The organism is Limosilactobacillus balticus (genome assembly GCF_014145615.1).
GTDB lineage: Bacteria > Bacillota > Bacilli > Lactobacillales > Lactobacillaceae > Limosilactobacillus > Limosilactobacillus balticus.
Map to the genome: position 1 here is coordinate 38,662 of NZ_JACIVH010000074.1, position 19,787 is coordinate 58,448.

Sequence of the window (19,787 nt, forward strand, 5' to 3'; positions counted from 1 at the left end):
ATACTTTATCACTTTAACAAATGTGTCGTGATAAACAAGAGGGAATTTAGAAATTAGTAACAAATTGTTTAATTGTATCGTTTATCGCAGATTGAGGTTATACTATTATTTGTAATTTTAACATTTAGAAAAATCAAAATGAGGTGAGAAAATGGAAATTAAAAGTGTTAACTTAGATCAACCATATTCGTCTCTAGATATTTATCATAGTAATACTGATAAAGGGTTGCCCGGCCTTGTTATTTTGCCAGGAGGTAGTTATAACCAGATTATGGAGCGAGATTCCGAACGTGTGGCATTAACTTTTGCAACCCATGCATGGCAAACGTTTGTTGTGCGGTATCCAGTGGTTGAACATAAAAGTTATGAGGAAGCTAAAATAGCAGTCCATCAAGCATTTGAATATATTGTCGACCATGCAGATGAATTAGATGTTGACATTGATCGGTTGGGAATTATTGGCTTTTCTGCAGGCGGCCAAATCGCTGCTGCATATAGTAATGAAAAACTAACACACGCTAAATTCGCTGCATTAGGATATCCTGTTATTCAACCCTTGATTGATGACCGCATGGGGGTTACAACCGAAAACGTGGCAAAACTGGTAAATCCACAAACACCACCAACATTTATGTGGGGCTCAGCAAAAGATGAACTAACGCCCTTTGTTGATCACCTCCAAGTATATGCCGATGCGTTGATTAAGCATGATATTCCATATGAATTACATGAATTTGGTACAGGGGGACATGGGATTGCATTAGCTAACGAATATACTGGCATTGTCAATAATGATCGGGTAGATACTCATATGGGGAAGTGGTTCCCGCTATTTCTTGAGTGGTTAACTGAATTGAATTTGATTTAAATAATGATTAAGGAGCTTCAAACGACTATTGTTTTGCCGCATGAAGCTCCTTTTTAATATTAAGTTGGGAAATTTGAATTATTTCCCAGGAAATATTAAATTTCAATTTTCTTTGTAGCGATTTGATTAATGAAGTTTTGGTCGTGCTCAACAATTAGCATTGGAGGCCGCTTTTCTTGAATTAACTGAATTAGTTGTTGCTGATTATAGGTATCAAGATAATTTAGTGGCTCATCCCATAAATAAAGGTGGGCAGGGTCAGCTAATGACCGTGCTAGTTCAACCTTCTTTTGTTGTCCCATACTCATTTCTTCAATCGGAACATTAAAAGTAGTGCGCTCCAATCCTAATTTACGAAGAAGGTTAAGAAATTGATCGTAGTTAATTCTAGAAGAAGATGCAAAACTACGTAAACTTCCATGATTATCAGAATAATCTTGACGTACTGTGCTGATTTTAAGGGTACTGCTAAAAAGTATCTCTCCGCTTTGTTTACCACTGAATGTCCCGATGATTGCATCAATGATACTAGATTTTCCAGTACCATTATTACCACAGAGTAGGATCTGGTCATGTTTTTCAATGGTTGTAGTGATATTAGAACAGAGTTGTTTAGTTGGATATGATAACGTTAGATCATTAATGCTTAACAATGGTTGATGATTAGTGGGGAGGACATTAATTGTTAGCGGAACAACTTTTTCAATTTCTTTTAACAGCCCTTTTTGTTCATCAATTGCAGTATCTAAGCGTCCTTTCATTATTGTTGCTTTTTTCATCATTTTTGCAGCTTTGGCACCAATAAAGCCTTTATCTGCATGCGAATTATTCTTCTTTTCATTTTCTGCTTGTTGAGCCCATTGAGATTTTGCCTGCCGTGTTTGCTTTAAATGATGAATATCTTTTAATAAATTTTCGTTTTTCTTGATGGCCGCAGAATCTCGTTGCTCCTTATGAACAAAATAATCACTGTAATTGCCATGGGTTAAAACAAGTTGGTGTTGTTCAATCACTAATGAATGATTAATGACTTGGTCGAGGAAATTACGGTCATGACTAGTAATAATGAAGCCAGTTTTCTTCGCTTTTAGATATTGAGCAATTTGTTTTCGACCATCTTGATCAAGGTGATTAGTAGGTTCATCAAGCAGGGGGAAATATCCATCTTGGGCAAAAAGAGTTGCTAGCATTACGCGCGTTTGTTCGCCACCGCTAAGACTACTGAAACGTTGCCAGAGTAATTTTGGAGGAGTTGACATCAAATTTAATTCTCGTTCGATTTGCCATTGTTCACCTTGATAGCCACTTCTCATAAGCACATCCAATGTGTAATCATCCGATTTGCGAATTGCTAATGGATAATAGTTAAACTTAAGATTGGTTTGAATACTTCCTTGAAAGGAAAGTTGTTTTTGCAAGATTTTGAGTAATGTGGTTTTGCCACGACCATTTCGCCCGAGAAGACCCAGCTTCCAATCGCTGCTAATATTGAGATCGCAATGATTAAAAAGCGGTTCTTGCCCAGGATAAGCAAAAGTTAAATTGTTTATCGTAATTGGTTCCATAAAAAAATCACCCTTTCGTTGATTGCAGAAAAGGTAACAAAAAAGCCTACCTCTACAGGTAGACTTTTAAACTAATGGTATTGGCCCATTAGTGCTCACTTATTGATCAATCATTGAAAAATAATTCTACCCGTAGTACCTTTCTGCGTGAATCCACAGTCCCAGATACATTAAATTGTGTAGAATTAAAATTTCAATGGATGATCCCTCCTAAAATTTGCTGCTAATAATATAGCAATTGGCTCTCAAGTTGTCAACTAACTAATTTAATTCACCCTCGGCAATTTGATCCAACATAGGGCGCGAAGGAATAAAGAAGAGTTGACCACCTAAAATATCAGAGAAGGTTAGGAGATAATCGTTTTGCTCAAGCATATTTTCAAGCATCTTCTTAGTTACAGTCCAATGACGTGAATAACCGATAAAGAAAGTTCCGGTATTATCAGCGGCAGGATCTGAATATGGAACATTCATGCGAACAATCTTCTGTTCAACACCATCAATTTCAGCTTGGGAAGCGACATTATGAGCGTTCTTAAACTTTTCCTTTTCACTTAATTCTAAGTCAGAAAACTTCTTTCGCCCGACAGCTTTTTCTTGTGTTTCAGTAGTTAGCTTATTCCAAATGTCCATGTTATGTCGCCATTTTTGTGCAAAGGCATAGGAACCATTTTCAAATGTAGGATCCTCATCACCAATAATGGCGTACTCCGCTGCATCCTGTGGTTCTGGATTTTCAGTTCCATCAATAAAGCCAATAATGGCTCGACCTTCAAAATAGCGGAAGCCTTTTGTTTCATCAACAACATTAGTAATATTTCTAATGAAGAGCATTACTTGGGCCATGAATTCGTAAACTGCAGCTTCATCATTTGCACGAATATGGAGGAAGATATCTCCTTTTGCAGCAGGCATTTTGTATTTTGGCCCGGTTAATGTTTGGTAAGTTTCTAATTCTTTGGGCTTAGGAGTGTTAGGGAAAAGATAGTCCCAGGCATCGTTGCTAAAGCCTAAAGAAACTTTAAGGTTACCCTTGTTATCTCGAATACGCATGGATCGGGTAATTGCTTGGAAACGTTCAACAAATTCTTGAATTGCTTCTTGTTCCTTTGCTTGATTTTCTCGCTTTAATTCTAATACGGTAAATTGGACATGTTCACCGGCGTCTTTCCAAACGTCTTGCGCTTTATTGGGATTCATTACCATTAGCTTCATCCTCCTTAAAATTACTACAAGGCAATTATAGCATTCTTTAAGGATAATTCTTAGATTGAGTTGAAGCCGTTTTCAAACTGAATTAAAATAAAATTGATACTAATTTTACAAAAGAGGCGGTTATTGTGCAGGAAACACAAACGAAGAAAAAACATCATTTTCATATGCCTTCTGCGTTTACGATTTTATTCTTAATTATTATTTTAATTGCAATTTTAACGTGGATTATTCCAGCAGGGGCATATGAAACAGATAAAGCTGGAAATATTATATCTGGTACATATAAGGCAGTTACAAATAAACCCCAGGGAATTTGGGACGTCTTTATGGCCCCCGTTATCGGGATGGTCGGTGATAAAAAGACAGATGGAGCTATCTCGGTATCACTATTTATTCTTGTTATCGGTGGATTCCTGGGAGTAGTTAATAAGACAAATGCGTTAAATGAAGGAATTGGTTCAATCGTTCGCCGGTATAAGGGACGAGAAAAACAATTGATTCCAATTTTAATGATTCTGTTTGCCCTTGGCGGATCAACATATGGAATGGGAGAAGAAACAATTGCGTTCTATCCACTCTTGATTCCCGTGATGATGGGAGTTGGCTTTGATTCAATTGTGGCGGTTGCGATTGCCTTAGTGGGAAGCCAAGTCGGTTGTCTTGCTTCGACCGTTAATCCCTTTGCCACCGGAGTAGCTTCTCAAACGTTAAATATTTCTCCTGGTGATGGTTTAGTTTCCCGGGTAATACTTTTAATTATTACGATAACGATTAGTATTATTTATGTTTATCACTACGCATCGGTAATCGAAAAAGATCCAACTAAATCACTGGTCTACAATCAACGAACAGAAGATGAAAAGCACTTTTTAGTCAAGGCTGACCCTAATGACGACCATAAGATGACTGGGCGACAAAAGACAGTTATTTGGCTATTCGGGATTACTTTTGTTGTGATGATTCTAGGACTAATCCCATGGTCAAACCTTAATAGTCATTGGACATTCTTTGATAAATTTACAAAGTGGTTGGTTAATATTCCATTTCTAGGTGATTTATTAGGTCATGATATGGCACCGCTGGGGACATGGTACTTTAACGAAATTACCATGCTTTTCCTGTTCATGTCGGTCTTGATTATGGCTGTTTACCATATGAAGGAAAGCGAATTTATTGATGCCTTTATGTCAGGAATGGGAGATTTCTTGAGTGTTGCAATTATTGTGGCAGTTGCACGGGGAATTCAAGTAATAATGAATAATGGAATGATCACTGGGACAGTTCTTCACTGGGGCGAATTAGGCCTTCATGGATTATCACAAACGATCTTTATTATTTTAACTTACATTTTCTATATTCCAATGTCATTTTTAATTCCATCAACATCCGGTTTAGCTGCGGCGACAATGGGAATTATCGGACCAATGGGGCATTTCGCGCATGTTTCAGGTAGTCTTGTTATTACTGCTTATCAAGCAGCTTCAGGTTGGGTTAACCTTATTACCCCAACTTCAGGAGTTGTTATGGGGGCATTAGCGATTGCTCATATTAATGTTGGCATTTGGTGGAAATGGATGCTGAAATTAATGATTTATCTCTTTGTTGCTACTTGCTTGTTCTTAGGAATTGCTGCCTTGCTCTAGGAGGAGATTTGAATGGATAAAATTATTACAGAAGATGAACAAAAAGCTGCTGTTAAAACTTTAGAACGACTAATTTCTGTTCCATCATATAATCAATCGGCAGGAGAAGGAGCGCCATTTGGCAGAGGAATTCGTAACGCCCTCGATGAAATGATGAAAATTTGTGATGAGTTAGGATTTAAGACCTATGAAGATCCAGATGGGTATTATGGCTATGCGGAAGTTGGTAGCGGGGACAAAATTTTTGGTGTAATTTGTCATCTTGATACGGTTCCGGCAGGTGATTTAGGTAAATGGAAACATGATCCATTTAAGGGCACAGTAATCAATGATGCAGTTTATGGACGAGGATCACAAGATGATAAAGGTCCAGGGATTGCAGCTTTATATGCTGTTAAAGCATTAATGGATCAAGGATATCAATTTAATCAACGAATTCGTTTTATTTATGGAACGGATGAAGAAATCCTATGGCGCGGAATTGCTGAATACAATAAAAAGGAAGCACCAATTGATAGTGGGATTTCTCCGGATGCTGAATTTCCATTAATTTATGCTGAAAAGGGGTTGCAACAATCTTATCTCGTCGGTCCCGGAACAGATAAATTAAAGCTCAACTTGAAAAATGCGTTTAATGCCGTTCCCGATAGTGCAGTGTACGATGGCCCAAAGCAGGACGAAGTGAAGGCTGCTTTAGATAAGCATGGCTTTGAATATACAAGTGATGGCAATTCAATTACTGTTATTGGTAAGTCCGTTCATGCGATGATGGCACCCGAAGGAACGAATGCTGTTTTGCGGTTAGCGATTGCACTTGATGATGTTTTTGATTTTAAGCCACTCGATTTTATTGGTCAGTTGTTTAAGGAAGATGCAACTGGAAGTAATGTTCTTGGCGATGTTCGCGACGAGTCTGGACAATTAACTTTCAATATTTCTAGTCTTGAGATTAATGAAAATGAAACGAGGATGCAAATTGATTTACGAATTCCCGTAACGATCGATCGCGATAATTTGCTAGCAAAACTAAGTGAGCAGGTAGCAGCTTACGATTTGAAGTATGTTCATTTTGATTATTTAGCACCACTGTATGTTCCAAAAGACAGTAAATTAGTTCAAACTTTGATGAAAGTTTATAAAGAACAAACTGGGGATGTTGATGCTGAACCACAAATTTCCGGTGGAGCAACATTTGCCCGAACGATGAATAATTGTGTTGCCTTTGGGGGAATGTTACCAACAACTCCCGATTATATGCATCAAGCCAATGAACAGTGGCCATTGCCAGACATGTATAAAGCAATGGAAATCTATGCTCAGGCAATCAAGAAACTTTGTGTGGATTAAGTAAATATTAAATTGAAAAGGGTAAAACGATGAATTAGTCATTGCTTTACTCTTTTTTAATAAAAAAATTATAAAAATATAATGTGTTAAAATTCACAAGAAGCCCTAAAAGAGTTTTGAAATAGCGTTATCATCCGTTTTCACATTCTTTCATTTGAAGCGCGTTATAATAACAATGTAATGGATTACAATTTTTTGTAATAAATCTTTGTTAAACGTTTGACATTTCAAAAAGTTCATTGTATATTATTGATGTACAGTAATGATAAACGTTTATCAAATACCTATAGAAAGAGTACCTACTAATTATGAATAACAAAAATTCTCTTGTTACTAAATTGGCGTTCCTGTCAGTTTCATTCATGGTTACGAGTGCTTATGCCATTCAAGGTTCTTTACCGCAATTAAAGGCGGCACTCGGAATCTCACAGACACAGTCAGAATATTTAGTTACAACTCCATCGTTTGCCGTAATGATTTTTGTTGTCCTTTCACCATTACTTCAACAATGGTTCAACATTTCTGATAAAAAGATTATTATGGCCGGGGTTACAATTGTTGGTCTTGCCGGCATTGTTCCCATGTTTGCTAATGACTACACTGCGATTTTAATTTCCCGGTTAGTTTTAGGAGCTGGGTTTGGTTTATATAACTCTCAAGCAATTTCGATGATTTCAGTTTGGTATGAAGGTACAACCCGAGCTCAAATGCTTGGTTGGCGTGCTGCGGCCGAACAAATTGGTCAAGCATGTACCCTTGCAATTGCTGGATTGATCCTTAGCTATGCAGGTTGGCATGCATCATTTGCTGTCTATCTTCTCGCTTTCGTTGTTCTTTTCTTCTTTGCTGTTCGTGTTCCTGACGATAGTAAAGCACAAGACAGTAACGTTGCCGAAGACGATCTTGCTGAAGAATTAACTGAAGTGGAAGAACCAATTAAAAAGATTAGTCCAGTAGTTTACCTACTTGTTCTCTTTGCCTTCCTCTTGGTTGTGGACTATGTTGGAATGGAAAACCGGTTCCCTGGTTTAGCCGTTGCAATTAAGGGCAGCAGCTATACTGGTTCATCAATGTTCCTTTCCTTGATGTTAATTGGGGCAACGCTTGGTGGCTTATTCTACGGATCGATTAATAAAGTATTAGGTTTTAACACTGTTTACCTTGGTCTTGGGTTAATGGCCATTTCGAACTTCTTATTTGCCTTCGCAAACGGCAACTTTGTAATGTTAGTAATTGGTTTGCTTTTAATCGGTTTCCCACTACAATTAGTTTCCCCGTTGATTTTTAACTTGTTGCCTGATTTGGCCCCTGCTAAGCGTCAACCATTAGTAACTTCAATGGTACTGATTGGTTTTAACTTTGGAGCTTTCTTCTCACCAACAATTGCTGAATGGATGAACCGGTTAGTCGGTCGTCCAATGAGTGGCCTTGATCTTGCTGCTCCATTCCCAATCTACGGGGTAATGCTAATAGTTATTGCCTTAATTATCTTCTTTGCAACTCGTCATTCTAAACAAGCTAACTAAATTTAAAATTATTGGAGGATATCATTATGCCAATCAAAAACGAAGCAATGTTAATTACTTACTCTGACTCAATGGGTAAAAATATTAAAGAAACTCATGAAGTATTAAAGAACTATATCGGTGATGCAATCGGTGGTGTTCACTTACTTCCATTCTTCCCATCAACCGGTGACCGTGGTTTCGCACCATACCGTTACGATGTTGTTGATTCTGCTTTTGGTAACTGGGACGATGTTGAAGCATTGGGTGAAGACTACTACTTAATGTTTGACTTCATGATTAACCATATTTCCAAGAAATCTGAAATGTATCAAGACTTCAAGAAGAAGCACGATGATTCTAAGTACAACGACTTCTTTATCCGTTGGGAAAAGTTCTGGGAAAAAGCTGGTAAGAACCGTCCAACTCAAGAAGATGTTGATTTGATTTACAAGCGAAAAGATAAGGCTCCTAAGCAAGAAATTACCTTTGATGATGGTACTACTGAAAACTTATGGAACACTTTCGGTGAAGAACAAATTGATATTAATGTTAAGAGTAAGGTAGCTAACGAATTCTTCAAGGAAACATTAATTGACATGGTTAAGCACGGTGCTGATATGATTCGTCTTGATGCCTTTGCTTACGCTATCAAGAAGGTTGGTACTAATGATTTCTTTGTTGAACCTGAAATCTGGGATCTCTTAAATGAAGTTCAAGATATTTTGGCTCCATACAAGGCTATTATCCTTCCTGAAATTCACGAACACTACACAATTCCACAAAAGATTTCACAACATGATTTCTTCATCTATGACTTTACTTTACCAATGACTACTCTTTATACCCTTTACTCTGGTAAGACTAACCGCCTTGCTAAGTGGTTAAAGATGTCACCAATGAAGCAATTTACTACTCTTGATACTCATGATGGTATTGGAGTTGTTGATGCTAAGGATATCTTAACTGATGATGAAATCGAATATGCATCCAACGAATTATACAAGGTTGGTGCTAACGTTAAGCGGAAATACTCAAGTGCTGAATACAACAACTTGGATATTTACCAAATTAACTCTACTTACTACTCCGCATTAGGTGACGATGATAAAGCTTACTTACTTTCTCGTGCGTTCCAAGTATTTGCACCTGGTATTCCAATGGTTTACTATGTTGGTTTACTTGCTGGTTCAAATGACCTTGAATTGCTTGAAAAGACTAAGGAAGGTCGTAACATTAACCGTCACTACTACACTAAGGAAGAAGTTGCGCAAGAAGTTCAACGTCCAGTAGTTAAGAATCTTCTCGACTTACTTGCATGGCGGAATAAATTTGCCGCCTTTGATCTTGATGGTTCTATTGATGTGGAAACACCAACTGAAACAACCATTAAGATTACACGGAAGGATAAGGATGGCAAGAATGTTGCTGTTCTTGACGCTGATGCTGCTAACAAGACTTTCACTATTACAGCTAATGGTGAAAAAGTGATGGAACAAAAATAGACATCAAATTAATTAGTAATCTCTCTCAAAATAAAATAGGTAGTATTCCTTTCCAAAACGCTTGATCTCTCTCAATAAACTACCTATAAAAAATGGGGCTGGAAGAAAATTTGAAGTTTTCTTCCAGCCCTGTTTTGTTTATCATTTCAATTTAGTCTAATATTGGCTTTGTTACACGGGCAAGTTGTTCAATTACTTGTTGGCCCGCTGCCATTGATTGATTTTTATCCGTATAAACCGCAATCGTGTAGTCTGTTCCATTGCTATTTTTTACGTAGCCAATACTATTAACGATCCATTCATCTTTACCGTAATTTAGCCAACCATTTTTTAATGCAAAATTATCGCTGCTTGCTGAGATTCCCCAGGCTTGGTCCCTTTCGACACTACTCATTAAATCACGAATTTCTTTTCTTTCATCATCAGATAAAACTTTAGACTTATAGAAAATATTATTTAATAGTTTAACTTGATCTTTTGGCGTAGTAACGGTTAATCCCCAACTACTATTTGCCTTAGATTGTGTCATGCCAAATTTTTCAAAAGTTTGTTGGAGACCGTTTTTTCCACCAAGATAATCTTCAAATAATTCGCTAGTTGAATCATTGTCACTCTGTTCAATCATCTTCGTAGCGAGTGATTTTTGATGACTTGTAAGGGGACTTTGTTGTTTAGCAAGAATTCCTGCTAAAATACTAACCTTTACTGTACTAGCAGTTCGAAATTTATGCTGGGGAGCATTACTAGAAGTATAAATTTGATGGGTCTTTGGTGAATATACAGCAATACTTACATTATTATTGGAAGTAAAGATAATCTTATTCCATGCTGATTTTAGGCGGGCACTTGTCGAGCTGAAGTGACGGACACCCATAATAATAAGCAGAATAGCGATAATAATTAAAATAAGCCTGCGCGGTTTACGACGATGACGTTGCGATCTTTGCATTCTTTAACCGACCCTTTCTGATTAAGATTAGCATACTTATTAATAATACAGATAATTTTTGAAATATAAAAGATACATCTTCTTAATTTAATGAAAAATAAGGATTTCCTTTGAATTGTTACCAAATCGTTACACCTTTTTTGGACAGAATAGGATATGATAGTTAAATGTGCAAAGGAGAGAAATGATTAAAATGAAAAAAGTTCAATCTTTTTTTACCAAACTATTATTGGTAATGGCAGTAATTAGTATCTGTTTAAATGGCTTGGGGATGTTCGCAAAAGTTCATGCTGATACTGCAGCTTTTCAGATGGATGCACGAGCAGCTTATGCGATTGATGCAGAAAGTGGCCAGGTGCTATACCAAAAAAATGCAACTAAACGCTACCAAATTGCATCTGTAATTAAAATCTTAACTTTAGGAGTGATTTTACAAGACATTCGAAACCATCATTTGAAATGGGATCAAAAGATTAAGATTACACCAGCAGTTGCCAAAATGGCGGATGACTGGCACTTTTCCAATGTTCCATTAGTAAATGGGGAAGAATACACTGTCCGTCAGTTAGTCGATTCAATGATGCTCGTATCTGCTGATGGAAGTACCGAAGCATTAGCATTAGCTGACGCGGGCAGTACAGCAGCCTTTAATAAGAAGATGATGGCATTTGCGAAAAAAGCAGGGGTTAGAGACATAAAAATCTACAATATGATTGGGCTACCTAACGGGGACTTAGGAGAACATAAACTTAAAGGTGTAGATAAAGACGCCGAGAACTTATTATCTGCTAAAGATGTTGCTCTTATTTCAAAGTATCTTGTTGAACAGTATCCTGAAACTCTTGACATTACAAAGCAAAAATTTGCTAACTTTGATGTAACTAAAGACCAACAATATTTAATGACAAATGTAAATGCTCTTTTACCACAAAACGGTTTTGCTCCTAAGAATGGGGAAATTGATGGCTTAAAGACTGGTAATACTGATCGCGCAGGTAAGTGTATTGTGTCAACAGGAACCTTTGCTGGACGTCGGATTATTTTAGTTGCCTTACACACAAAAGGTGAATGGAATGATCAGTCAAAGATGCAACAAGACTTTTATAATAAATTGGTCGATGAGTATCAACCAGTTGAAATCAAAAAAGTAAGTGATCTTTCAGCTAAGCTCACCAGTGTAAAAGTAAAGAATGGTAAAAATAAGAATAAGGCTAATATTAAGCTAACAAAGAAGACTACTGTTTGGCTTCCAAAAAATATGAAATTACAAGCAACTAAACCAACATTACGAGTGCAGGGAGATGACCAAAAACAACTAACTGCACCGGTAAAGAAGAATCAACAAGTTGGCTCAATTAAGTTGCATATTCCAGGATTGCCTGATTTTAATATTCCAGTAAGTACAAGTCAAAGTATTGCTAAAAAGTCGATGTTTTAGGAAATAGATGATTGAATAGGAGAATTCCCATCAATCATCTATTTGTTTACGCACTAAAATTACCAAGGAATAAAATTACCAATAATTTCAAGACGTATTATTTGTATAATTTAAATTATAAAAATATAATAAAAGTGAATTAGGAATTATAGCTATTATATTAGGAGGTAATTATTTATGGCTGATTACGCAAAACGTCAACTTAAGGCTTTGGACCGGATTGCAAAGAAGATTGCAGATGCAGAAGGACACTTAACAAAGATTGAAGATAGTGTTGACAATAAGAAGCACCGCACTGCTCAACACGAAACAATTAAGGACATTAAGTCAATTCTTAAGCACGCTTGGAAAGTAGATAAGGACTCAGTAAAGCTTGAAGAACGTGCTGGTGAAGGTCGTAAAGATCCAGCAGAAAATCACTATGTTTACATGGAAGATGAAGAAGGCGTTATCAAGGACCTTAACAAGGGATTTAAGGAACTTGATGAAAAGTTAGCAACTCTTCCTGATGATGAAGGTGGCAAGATCAAGGCATTCCGTGCAGAACACCATTACCTTGAAAAGGCAAAGGAAATTCTTCAAAAGGCTGGGAAGTATAACCCAGATGACAAAGACTAATTTATAATTCCTAACACAAAAAAGAGATCGGCGAATTGTCGGTCTCTTTTTTTGGGCATTTTACTTAGTAATTTAATTAGTATTCAACGTGCCACTTAATAGTGTATGACTTTTCTTCACCTGGATGTAAAGCGATATCCCCAAATTCTGGATGATGAGGAGCGTCTGAAAGAGTCTGTGCTTCCATTGCTAACCCAAGATGGGGATGAACTTGTCCGTGATTGTAAACCGCTGCATCATCTGAGTTCATAGTATACATAACTAATCCATTGCGATCAGAGTAAAGACTCATCTTCCGGCCACTTTCTGGATCTTCAAGTGTGGCAACTGGTTTTGTGAGACTAGGGGTAACTTCCCAAATATCGTCAAAGCCGTTTTCCTTAGTTGAACTCATTTTTTCTAGAGCATCTCCCATTTTAGTTGGGGAGCTAAAGTCAAATGGTGTTCCTTCGTTAGCGATCTTTTCACCGGTTGGAATCTTACCATCATTGACAGCTAAGTGATTTTCAGAATTGACATAAAGCTTTAATTGATCCACTGTTGGGACATTTGCTGCTGCCATATTCCAGTATGTATGATTGGTAGGATTGAACAGGGTATCTGCATCAGTAGTAGCAGACATCCTAAGTGAAAGGAAGTCGTCGTTATTTAGAGTGTAAGTTGCAGTGACATGCATCTTACCGGGATATGTGTCAACTTTAGGACTTAAAGTTAGACTAAGAGTGATTGAAACAGAATCATCGGTTGCTTTCGTATCATCAACATGCCAAATATGACTGTAAAAACCATTAGTTCCACCATGAAGGGCATTTTTACCTTCATTTTGTTCGATTTGGTAATCTTTACCATCAATACTGAACTTACCATCTGCAATTCGTCCAGCAACCCGGCCAATTAAACGGTTAGTACAAAAACCGTTATTGGTAAATTCATCGAGGTTTTCAGAGGTCAAAATCATATCGGCCAAACCACCATCTTTGGTTGGAACCTTAAAAGATTGGAGCAACCCGGCAAAATCAAGAATTCCTACTTGCACACCATTATTGTTCGTTAAAATATATTTTGTTACTGGTTCGCCTTTGTAGGTTCCAAATGGTACTTTAGAAATTTCCATAAAATATTTCCTCCTTGAAGTAAGCGCTTTTACAAATTCTATTTTACCACAATTTTATTTTAAAATTGCGCAATCGTTTGCTCTAAAATAGATATGCTAGAATAAATAAGAGTAAAAATGAGTGATATTTATGGGGTATATAAAATGATTAAAAATAAGTGGAATAAATTCAAACGTAATTTTAGTAAAAATTTTATCGACTTTTTAATGATTTTTGCTGCTGAACAGGATTTTATTAATAAGCATCGCCATAAAAGCAGTGTAATTAAGGAACAAGGCCGTTATGGAAGTGATCAGCGAAAAAATTCTGAAAAATAGTATCATAAACCCTTGATAGTAAATTTGTGCTCGAAATAAAACCTAATATTAAATTTTGTTAATCAAGTGATTTTACGAAATTGTCTTATAAATACCGCTAAAATTTGAGATAAAATATTAGCGGCATTTATATTTTTTGCATTTTATATTATCTGATGATAATCGATATAAACATATTAATCTAATGAAAGATATAAATTTAAATTTTTTGTTATCAAAATTTATAGAATGAATGTTGATATATCAAAAATTATATCGTTTTTTTTTTTTTTTATTTTATCAATCGAAAGATAAGCGAAAACGACTTGAAATAGAAAGAGCGATTACATAAAATGAGGGTGTTGTAAGACAACAATTATTTTGAAGTTTTTATTTTGGGAGGATTATTTATGAAAAATAATCAAGTACACTACAAAATGTACAAAGCAAAGAAAAATATTGTATATGCTGGTTTAATGACCACTGCTACTTTGGCAGGTCTTACATTAGCAAATGTTAATAGTACTGAAGTTCACGCCGATGTTGCTAACCAACCTGCTGTTACTGCAACAACTAGTTCTGCTAGTGCCGCAAGTACAACAAGTGCTTCTTCAAATGTTTCATCTGATGTAGTTTCACAAGCTCAAGAAAAGGTTAATGCTGCTAGCGATGCAGTTACTGCGGCTTCTAGTGCTGTTGTAACTACTAGTGCAGCTAACAGTACTGCTCAAGAAAATGTAGCAGCTGCTAAGAGTGCAGCAACTTCTACGGCTCAAAGTAACGCTAACTCTACTTCAGCTGTTGCAAGTTCAGCATTTAACGATTACAGTGCAGCCAAGTCAACTGCTAGTGCTGCTACTGAGACATCAACAAACATTGCAGCTGCTTATAACCAATTTAAGGATGGCAAGACTGACAATGCTTTGAATGTTGCACAAGCTGCCGTTAATGAAGCTCAAAAGCTTTACGGTAACAACAGTTCACAAGTTCAAGCAGCTGAAAACGTAATTAATGCAATCAACGAATATAACCAAAACCCAACTGTTTCCAACAAGGGTAAGGCTGTTGATGCTCTTAACGCATATGAAAAGTATGCTAATGAACAAATTGTTTCTGCTCAAAAGGCTCTTGACGAAGCAAATGCTAACCGAGCTAACCTTCAAAAGCAACTAGATGCAGCTCTTAGCGCACAAGCACAAGCAAAAACTGCTCTTGATAACGCTAAGTTGGCTGTTAATCTTGATGCCTTAAAGAAGGCCTATGAAGAAGCTTCAGCTAATGCAGAAAAGGCAACTGCTGCTTTGAACAATGCTAATAATGTATTAGCTAATGCCCAAAAAGCTCTTGATGACGCAAATGATGCTCAAAAGACAGCCGGCGACAATTTAGCAAATGCTAAGGCAGTAATTGCTGCAGCTGATGCTTTGGACGAAGCTAAGGCATTAAATGATGATGCTCAAAATAGCGATGCAGAAGACTACATGAAGGAAGGCTATGCACAAGATTACCAAAAAGCTCAAGATGCATATGATGCTGCTGCAAAGGCTAGTCCAGAAATCGCTAAGGCTTATCAAGCAGTTAAAGAAGCAAAGGCATTGAATGAAGATGCTCAAAACAGTGATGCAGAAGACTACATGAAGGAAGGCTATGCTCAAGCCTATCAAGATGCCAAAGACGCATTTAATAATGCTATGGCTGCATTACAAACAGCAAACGACGATGCTGTTAATAATGTTAAGGCTGCAACAGAAAAAGTAAATACTGCTAAAGACAATCAAACGGCAGCTCAAAAAACAGCAGATGATGCACGTAACGTTCAAACTGATGCACTTGCTAAATACAATGAATTACATCAACTTGAACAAAATGTTGCAAATGCTCAAGACGCTCTTAATGATGCTAATGCTGCTCAAAAGACAGCTAGTGATAACTTAGCTAATGCCCAAGCAGTTATCAAAGCAGCTGATGAATTAGACAGTGCTAAGGCATTGAATGATGACGCTCAGAACAGTGATGCAGAAGATTACATGAAAGAAGGCTATGCTCAAGCCTACCAAGATGCCAAGGATGCATATGATGCTGCTGCAAAGGCTAGTCCAGAAATCGCTAAGGCTTATCAAGAAGTTAAAGAAGCTAAGGCATTGAATGAAGATGCTCAAAACAGTGATGCAGAAGACTACATGAAGGAAGGCTATGCTCAAGCCTACCAAAAAGCTCAAGATGCTCTTAACAAGGCAATGGCTGCATTACAAACAGCAAATGATGATGCCGCAAATAATGTTAAGGATGCAACAGCAAAATTAGCTGATGCAAAGGTCCAACTTAATAATTACATTGCCAAGGCAACTGTTAATGAACAAAAGGCATATGATGACGCAACTGCTAAGGTTAATGATGCAACTAAGTCATTAGAAGATGCTAAGGCTGCTACTAAGAAGGCTCAGGATACCTCCAACCAAAAGAATGAATTCGCTACTGATGCTGCTGCAGCATATAACGAATTAAAGGCCGACCATAGTGAAAATGCATTGAATACTGCTCAAAACCTATTAAACAAGGTTCAAAAGGCTTACGGTCTTAACACTCCACAAGCTGATGCTGCAGAAGCTCTTGTAAGTGCTCTTAAGGATTACTACCTTAACCCAACTTCTCCAGCTGACAAGACCGCTACCTTGAACAAGATTCAAGAATCACAAAATGTATTTAACAATCTTGTTAAGGATGCTAATGCTGCTATGGATGCCGCAGAAGCTAAGTACCAAGATGCTCAAAAGAATGCTGATGCTGCTAAGGCAGTTCTTGATCGTGTAAACAACGGTGACTTTAGTGACTTCCCAGCTGTTAAGGACGCCGAAGAAGCTCAAAAGCTTGCTCAAACTAACTATGATAATGCATTAGCTAACTTGAAGAATGCGCAAGCTAACTTAGACTTAGCAAAGACTAACCTTGAAGCTGCTAAGAAGGCTGCTAGTGAAAAGCCAGCTGACAAGCCATCAACTGATGATCAAGGCAACAAAGGTGACGACACCAACAAGGGTGACGACACTAACAAGGGTGACGACACCAACAAGGGCGACGACACCAACAAGGGTGACGACACCAACAAGGGCGACGACACCAACAAAGGCGACGACACCAACAAAGGCGACGACACCAACAAGGGTGACGACACCAACAAGGGTGACGACACCAACAAGGGTGACGACACCAACAAGGGCGACGACACCAACAAGGGCGACGACACCAACAAGGGCGACGACACCAACAAGGGCGACGACACCAACAAAGGCGACGACACCAACAAGGGTGACGACACTGCTAAGGATAACGGCGCAGTTGTAAATGACACTAAGAAGAGTGAAGTTACTGTTGCTACATCAGCTGACAAGAAAGCTGCAACTACTAACGTAACTCGTGCTGAATACAAGGCTGCCAACAACCAAAACAGTACTAAGGCTGAAACATTACCACAAACTGGTAACGAAAATGGCGTTGCTGCAATCGCATTAGGTGCTGCAGCTGCTATGTTTGGCCTTGGCTTAGCTGGTAAGAAACGCGAATTCTAATAATTATATTTTGAAATTATTAGCTTGGATTTAATTTTATAATTTGCTCGGACATACTAGAGGGTTGTGACGAAGGTTTGCTTTGCCACAGCCTTTTAGTTTATATCCAAAAAGTGAGGGGAAAATATGGCTGATGTAAACAAGGCGTTAAAGCAGGCGCAAGCGACTTATGAGCAAGCTCAGCAATCCTATGAAAAGTTTAATCAAAAGTACCGTGAAGCAAAACAAGCAGTACTTTCTGCTCAAAGTACATTTGCCGGTGTTCAAACGATTGGCGACCGGATGACGATTGAAACAAGCAGTCAATTGTTGAAAAATGTTCAAAATAATTTAGACAGGATTTCCGCTAATCTCTTGGTAGCAAAGGAAAATGTAAAAGCGGCACGTAGTAATTTGGAAAATGCTAAAAAAGCAGTTGAATTAGAAGAGAAAAATCATCAACCGCTAAGATCGCCGATTTATACTACTATTTCAACAAATTATGGTGAAATCAAAATTACTAAAAAGAATAAGTCAAAACCGTCACAACAAAAGGTTGAAAAACGGCAGGAAGATGCTCCAATTAAAATGACAAGAGCCGAATATCGCCAAAAATTAAACGAACATAAATAGTATTAAAAAAGGACTTGCAAAAAGATAAATGCAAGTCCTTTTAAATCACTGTTAATTTATTAGTTTTCCTTTAGCGATTGCCAATTTGAATTGTCCATAGTCTGCTGTAACCTGGTCTACATACTTTAAAGCCCAATTTGGTAAAAGGGTATCTAGTTTCTTTTGATGTTTTAAATAACCACGGATCATCGGTGCGGTGGGACTTTGGGAATGAGCCATCGCTAGCAAGTAAGCACACGTTTGGCAGTAAAATTGAAAACTTTCAAAGTCGAGTTTATTAACGTTAATGGATTCTTTCATATCACGGAACTGTCGGATATAGTAGCTACGACCGCCAAAAGTGGTACTTCCTAAAAAGCGATCGGATGAGGATTGAAGAACCCGTTGCGCTGTTACAATTCTTTGACCAGCAATTTCTCCATTTCTAATTGCTTGTTGGACAGGAAGTGAAAGTAAGTTATAACGCAATGGCATAGCTTCTTTGACTTGTAACACGATGTGACTATTATCATTGCCAGTAAGCATGATTAAGTAACATCGTGTCCCGAAACTGCCAACACCGACACTGTAGCGGATAATATCAGAAATGTGAAAGTTTGCTAAAAGAACCCGAACATCTTGACGAACATTTTCGCAATATTTGTTATATCCTTTAACAATCTGTTGATAACGCACAGCATTTAGATGACGTGCACGTGGTGGGTTATCCCGAAAAACAAGGTGCCCTTGGTTGTTGATAGTCGCCATTTTTTGAATTATTTCTTCTGAATTACTACGCTGACTTTTTTTAAGAACCTTATTAAGAACTGTTTGCATTTGCGTTGAAATATCACCAAAAGACTCAATCGCTTTCCCCATATCTTCATAGGCAAATGAAAAATAAAAAAGTTGGGAAAGGCTCATCTTGTTGGCGCTTTTGATGGTATGGCGGTAGGTTTTAGTGGTTAATTGAAGAAGCTGGTAAAGGTCATCGCGATCAAAATGATTTTCTTCTCCTGCCAGTTCCGCGCTAACTAATAACCGTTTTAAATCACTTTCCCAATTTCCGATCCGCGCTTCGTCAAAGTCATTAAGGCCAAAGAGCAGTTTACGTTCAGGGGAGGCGTAAAAGCCAAAATTATTTACGTGAGCATCACCGCAGATAATTATGGGAAGATTACTTTGGGCCTGCCGCTTAAGGTCATGTTCCATTAATTCAGCCGTTCCACGGAAAAATGAAAAGCGACTGGCAAGCATTCTTTGGTGGCGCAATGGAAGCAACTCGGGGATCATGTTGGCTTCAGTGATCTGAATTATTTTAACGGGGTCCCGATCAACTGAAGTGAAGGCTCCTAACATGTCACTAGGAATTTCTTTTTGTTGACGCTTCCCACTATTTTCTAATTCAGCCTTAGTTTTATTGATTTGAATTTTTCGTAAGTCAAAAATATCGAGATTCTGGTTATTCAAAAGTAGCGCATCCTTTCAGAGACAATACTTATGTTTTATTTTAAATCTTTTCTTTCGTTTGTAAATATGGTTTGATTGAGTTGATAAATAATGCTT

15 protein-coding genes are annotated in these 19,787 nt (G+C 37.6%); 10 read left to right on the plus strand and 5 right to left on the minus strand.

The genetic code is table 11. The features are described 5' to 3' along the window. Window positions 1-151: 151 nt before the first annotated feature. Window positions 152-868: an alpha/beta hydrolase gene (locus H5S10_RS08285; RefSeq protein WP_182589271.1), complete on the plus strand. Its 717-nt coding sequence runs from the start codon at window positions 152-154 to the stop codon at window positions 866-868. Window positions 869-963: 95 nt separating this feature from the next. Here the strand turns inward: H5S10_RS08285 and abc-f are convergent, their stop codons facing one another. Both abc-f and H5S10_RS08295 read right to left on the minus strand, forming a co-directional pair. Then, entirely contained in the window at window positions 964-2,433 is a 1,470-nt protein-coding gene (gene abc-f, locus H5S10_RS08290; protein ID WP_182589272.1) for a ribosomal protection-like ABC-F family protein, read from the minus strand. A 261-nt stretch (window positions 2,434-2,694) separates the two neighbouring features. Further along, window positions 2,695-3,639, minus strand: coding sequence for a Dyp-type peroxidase (locus H5S10_RS08295; RefSeq protein WP_182589273.1), 945 nt, complete (start codon window positions 3,637-3,639; stop codon window positions 2,695-2,697). Window positions 3,640-3,773: 134 nt separating this feature from the next. On the opposite strand from H5S10_RS08295, the gene H5S10_RS08300 reads away from it, so the two are divergent. The 4 genes from H5S10_RS08300 to gtfA all read left to right on the plus strand — a co-directional run bounded on the left by H5S10_RS08300 (window position 3,774) and on the right by gtfA (window position 9,648). Beyond that, window positions 3,774-5,291, plus strand: coding sequence for a YfcC family protein (locus H5S10_RS08300; RefSeq protein ID WP_182586824.1), 1,518 nt, complete (start codon window positions 3,774-3,776; stop codon window positions 5,289-5,291). Window positions 5,292-5,303: 12 nt separating this feature from the next. Next, window positions 5,304-6,638 carry a dipeptidase gene (locus H5S10_RS08305; RefSeq protein ID WP_182586825.1) on the plus strand — a complete coding sequence of 445 codons (1,335 nt, stop codon included), beginning with the start codon at window positions 5,304-5,306 and terminating at the stop codon, window positions 6,636-6,638. A 308-nt stretch (window positions 6,639-6,946) separates the two neighbouring features. Continuing rightward, window positions 6,947-8,164 carry an MFS transporter gene (locus H5S10_RS08310; RefSeq protein ID WP_182589274.1) on the plus strand — a complete coding sequence of 406 codons (1,218 nt, stop codon included), beginning with the start codon at window positions 6,947-6,949 and terminating at the stop codon, window positions 8,162-8,164. A gap of 26 nt (window positions 8,165-8,190) precedes the next feature. Next, window positions 8,191-9,648, plus strand: a complete 1,458-nt coding sequence (gtfA, locus tag H5S10_RS08315) for a sucrose phosphorylase (RefSeq protein ID WP_035153750.1) — start codon at window positions 8,191-8,193, stop codon at window positions 9,646-9,648. A 151-nt stretch (window positions 9,649-9,799) separates the two neighbouring features. Here gtfA and H5S10_RS08320 read toward each other — a convergent pair whose 3' ends face one another. Then, complete coding sequence (locus tag H5S10_RS08320; RefSeq protein ID WP_182589275.1) at window positions 9,800-10,597, minus strand: serine hydrolase; 798 nt, start codon at window positions 10,595-10,597, stop codon at window positions 9,800-9,802. A 193-nt stretch (window positions 10,598-10,790) separates the two neighbouring features. Here H5S10_RS08320 and H5S10_RS08325 point away from each other — a divergent pair, with 193 nt between their 5' ends. Further along, window positions 10,791-12,035 carry a D-alanyl-D-alanine carboxypeptidase family protein gene (locus tag H5S10_RS08325; protein ID WP_182589276.1) on the plus strand — a complete coding sequence of 415 codons (1,245 nt, stop codon included), beginning with the start codon at window positions 10,791-10,793 and terminating at the stop codon, window positions 12,033-12,035. A 177-nt stretch (window positions 12,036-12,212) separates the two neighbouring features. Further along, window positions 12,213-12,653, plus strand: coding sequence for a hypothetical protein (locus H5S10_RS08330; protein WP_182586829.1), 441 nt, complete (start codon window positions 12,213-12,215; stop codon window positions 12,651-12,653). Window positions 12,654-12,729: 76 nt separating this feature from the next. Here the strand turns inward: H5S10_RS08330 and H5S10_RS08335 are convergent, their stop codons facing one another. Continuing rightward, window positions 12,730-13,767 (minus strand): aldose epimerase family protein, encoded by a 1,038-nt coding sequence (locus H5S10_RS08335; RefSeq protein WP_182589277.1) that lies wholly within the window; start codon window positions 13,765-13,767, stop codon window positions 12,730-12,732. Between the two features lie 144 nt (window positions 13,768-13,911). Here H5S10_RS08335 and H5S10_RS08340 point away from each other — a divergent pair, with 144 nt between their 5' ends. From H5S10_RS08340 to H5S10_RS08350, 3 genes are all read left to right on the plus strand, one after another. Then, entirely contained in the window at window positions 13,912-14,085 is a 174-nt protein-coding gene (locus H5S10_RS08340) for a hypothetical protein (protein ID WP_231796028.1), read from the plus strand. A 389-nt stretch (window positions 14,086-14,474) separates the two neighbouring features. After that, entirely contained in the window at window positions 14,475-17,630 is a 3,156-nt protein-coding gene (locus tag H5S10_RS08345) for a KxYKxGKxW signal peptide domain-containing protein (RefSeq protein WP_182589279.1), read from the plus strand. A 126-nt stretch (window positions 17,631-17,756) separates the two neighbouring features. Next, a complete protein-coding gene (locus H5S10_RS08350) occupies window positions 17,757-18,242 on the plus strand; it encodes a hypothetical protein (protein ID WP_182589280.1) in 486 nt (161 codons plus the stop codon). Window positions 18,243-18,293: 51 nt separating this feature from the next. On the opposite strand, the gene H5S10_RS08355 is transcribed toward H5S10_RS08350, so the two are convergent. After that, window positions 18,294-19,691: a DUF2252 domain-containing protein gene (locus H5S10_RS08355; RefSeq protein ID WP_182589281.1), complete on the minus strand. Its 1,398-nt coding sequence runs from the start codon at window positions 19,689-19,691 to the stop codon at window positions 18,294-18,296. Between the last annotated feature and the right edge of the window lie 96 nt (window positions 19,692-19,787).

Excerpts from the sequence above, each read along its gene's own strand:
- H5S10_RS08350 (WP_182589280.1), top strand. The coding sequence starts at position 17,757 with ATGGCTGATGTAAACAAGGCGTTAAAGCAGGCGCAAGCGACTTATGAG.
- H5S10_RS08325 (WP_182589276.1), top strand. The coding sequence starts at position 10,791 with ATGAAAAAAGTTCAATCTTTTTTTACCAAACTATTATTGGTAATGGCA.
- abc-f (WP_182589272.1), bottom strand. The coding sequence starts at position 2,433 with ATGGAACCAATTACGATAAACAATTTAACTTTTGCTTATCCTGGGCAA.
- H5S10_RS08295 (WP_182589273.1), bottom strand. The coding sequence starts at position 3,639 with ATGGTAATGAATCCCAATAAAGCGCAAGACGTTTGGAAAGACGCCGGT.
- gtfA (WP_035153750.1), top strand. The coding sequence starts at position 8,191 with ATGCCAATCAAAAACGAAGCAATGTTAATTACTTACTCTGACTCAATG.
- H5S10_RS08345 (WP_182589279.1), top strand. The coding sequence starts at position 14,475 with ATGAAAAATAATCAAGTACACTACAAAATGTACAAAGCAAAGAAAAAT.
- H5S10_RS08320 (WP_182589275.1), bottom strand. The coding sequence starts at position 10,597 with ATGCAAAGATCGCAACGTCATCGTCGTAAACCGCGCAGGCTTATTTTA.
- H5S10_RS08335 (WP_182589277.1), bottom strand. The coding sequence starts at position 13,767 with ATGGAAATTTCTAAAGTACCATTTGGAACCTACAAAGGCGAACCAGTA.
- H5S10_RS08285 (WP_182589271.1), top strand. The coding sequence starts at position 152 with ATGGAAATTAAAAGTGTTAACTTAGATCAACCATATTCGTCTCTAGAT.
- H5S10_RS08330 (WP_182586829.1), top strand. The coding sequence starts at position 12,213 with ATGGCTGATTACGCAAAACGTCAACTTAAGGCTTTGGACCGGATTGCA.
- H5S10_RS08310 (WP_182589274.1), top strand. The coding sequence starts at position 6,947 with ATGAATAACAAAAATTCTCTTGTTACTAAATTGGCGTTCCTGTCAGTT.
- H5S10_RS08340 (WP_231796028.1), top strand. The coding sequence starts at position 13,912 with ATGATTAAAAATAAGTGGAATAAATTCAAACGTAATTTTAGTAAAAAT.
- H5S10_RS08305 (WP_182586825.1), top strand. The coding sequence starts at position 5,304 with ATGGATAAAATTATTACAGAAGATGAACAAAAAGCTGCTGTTAAAACT.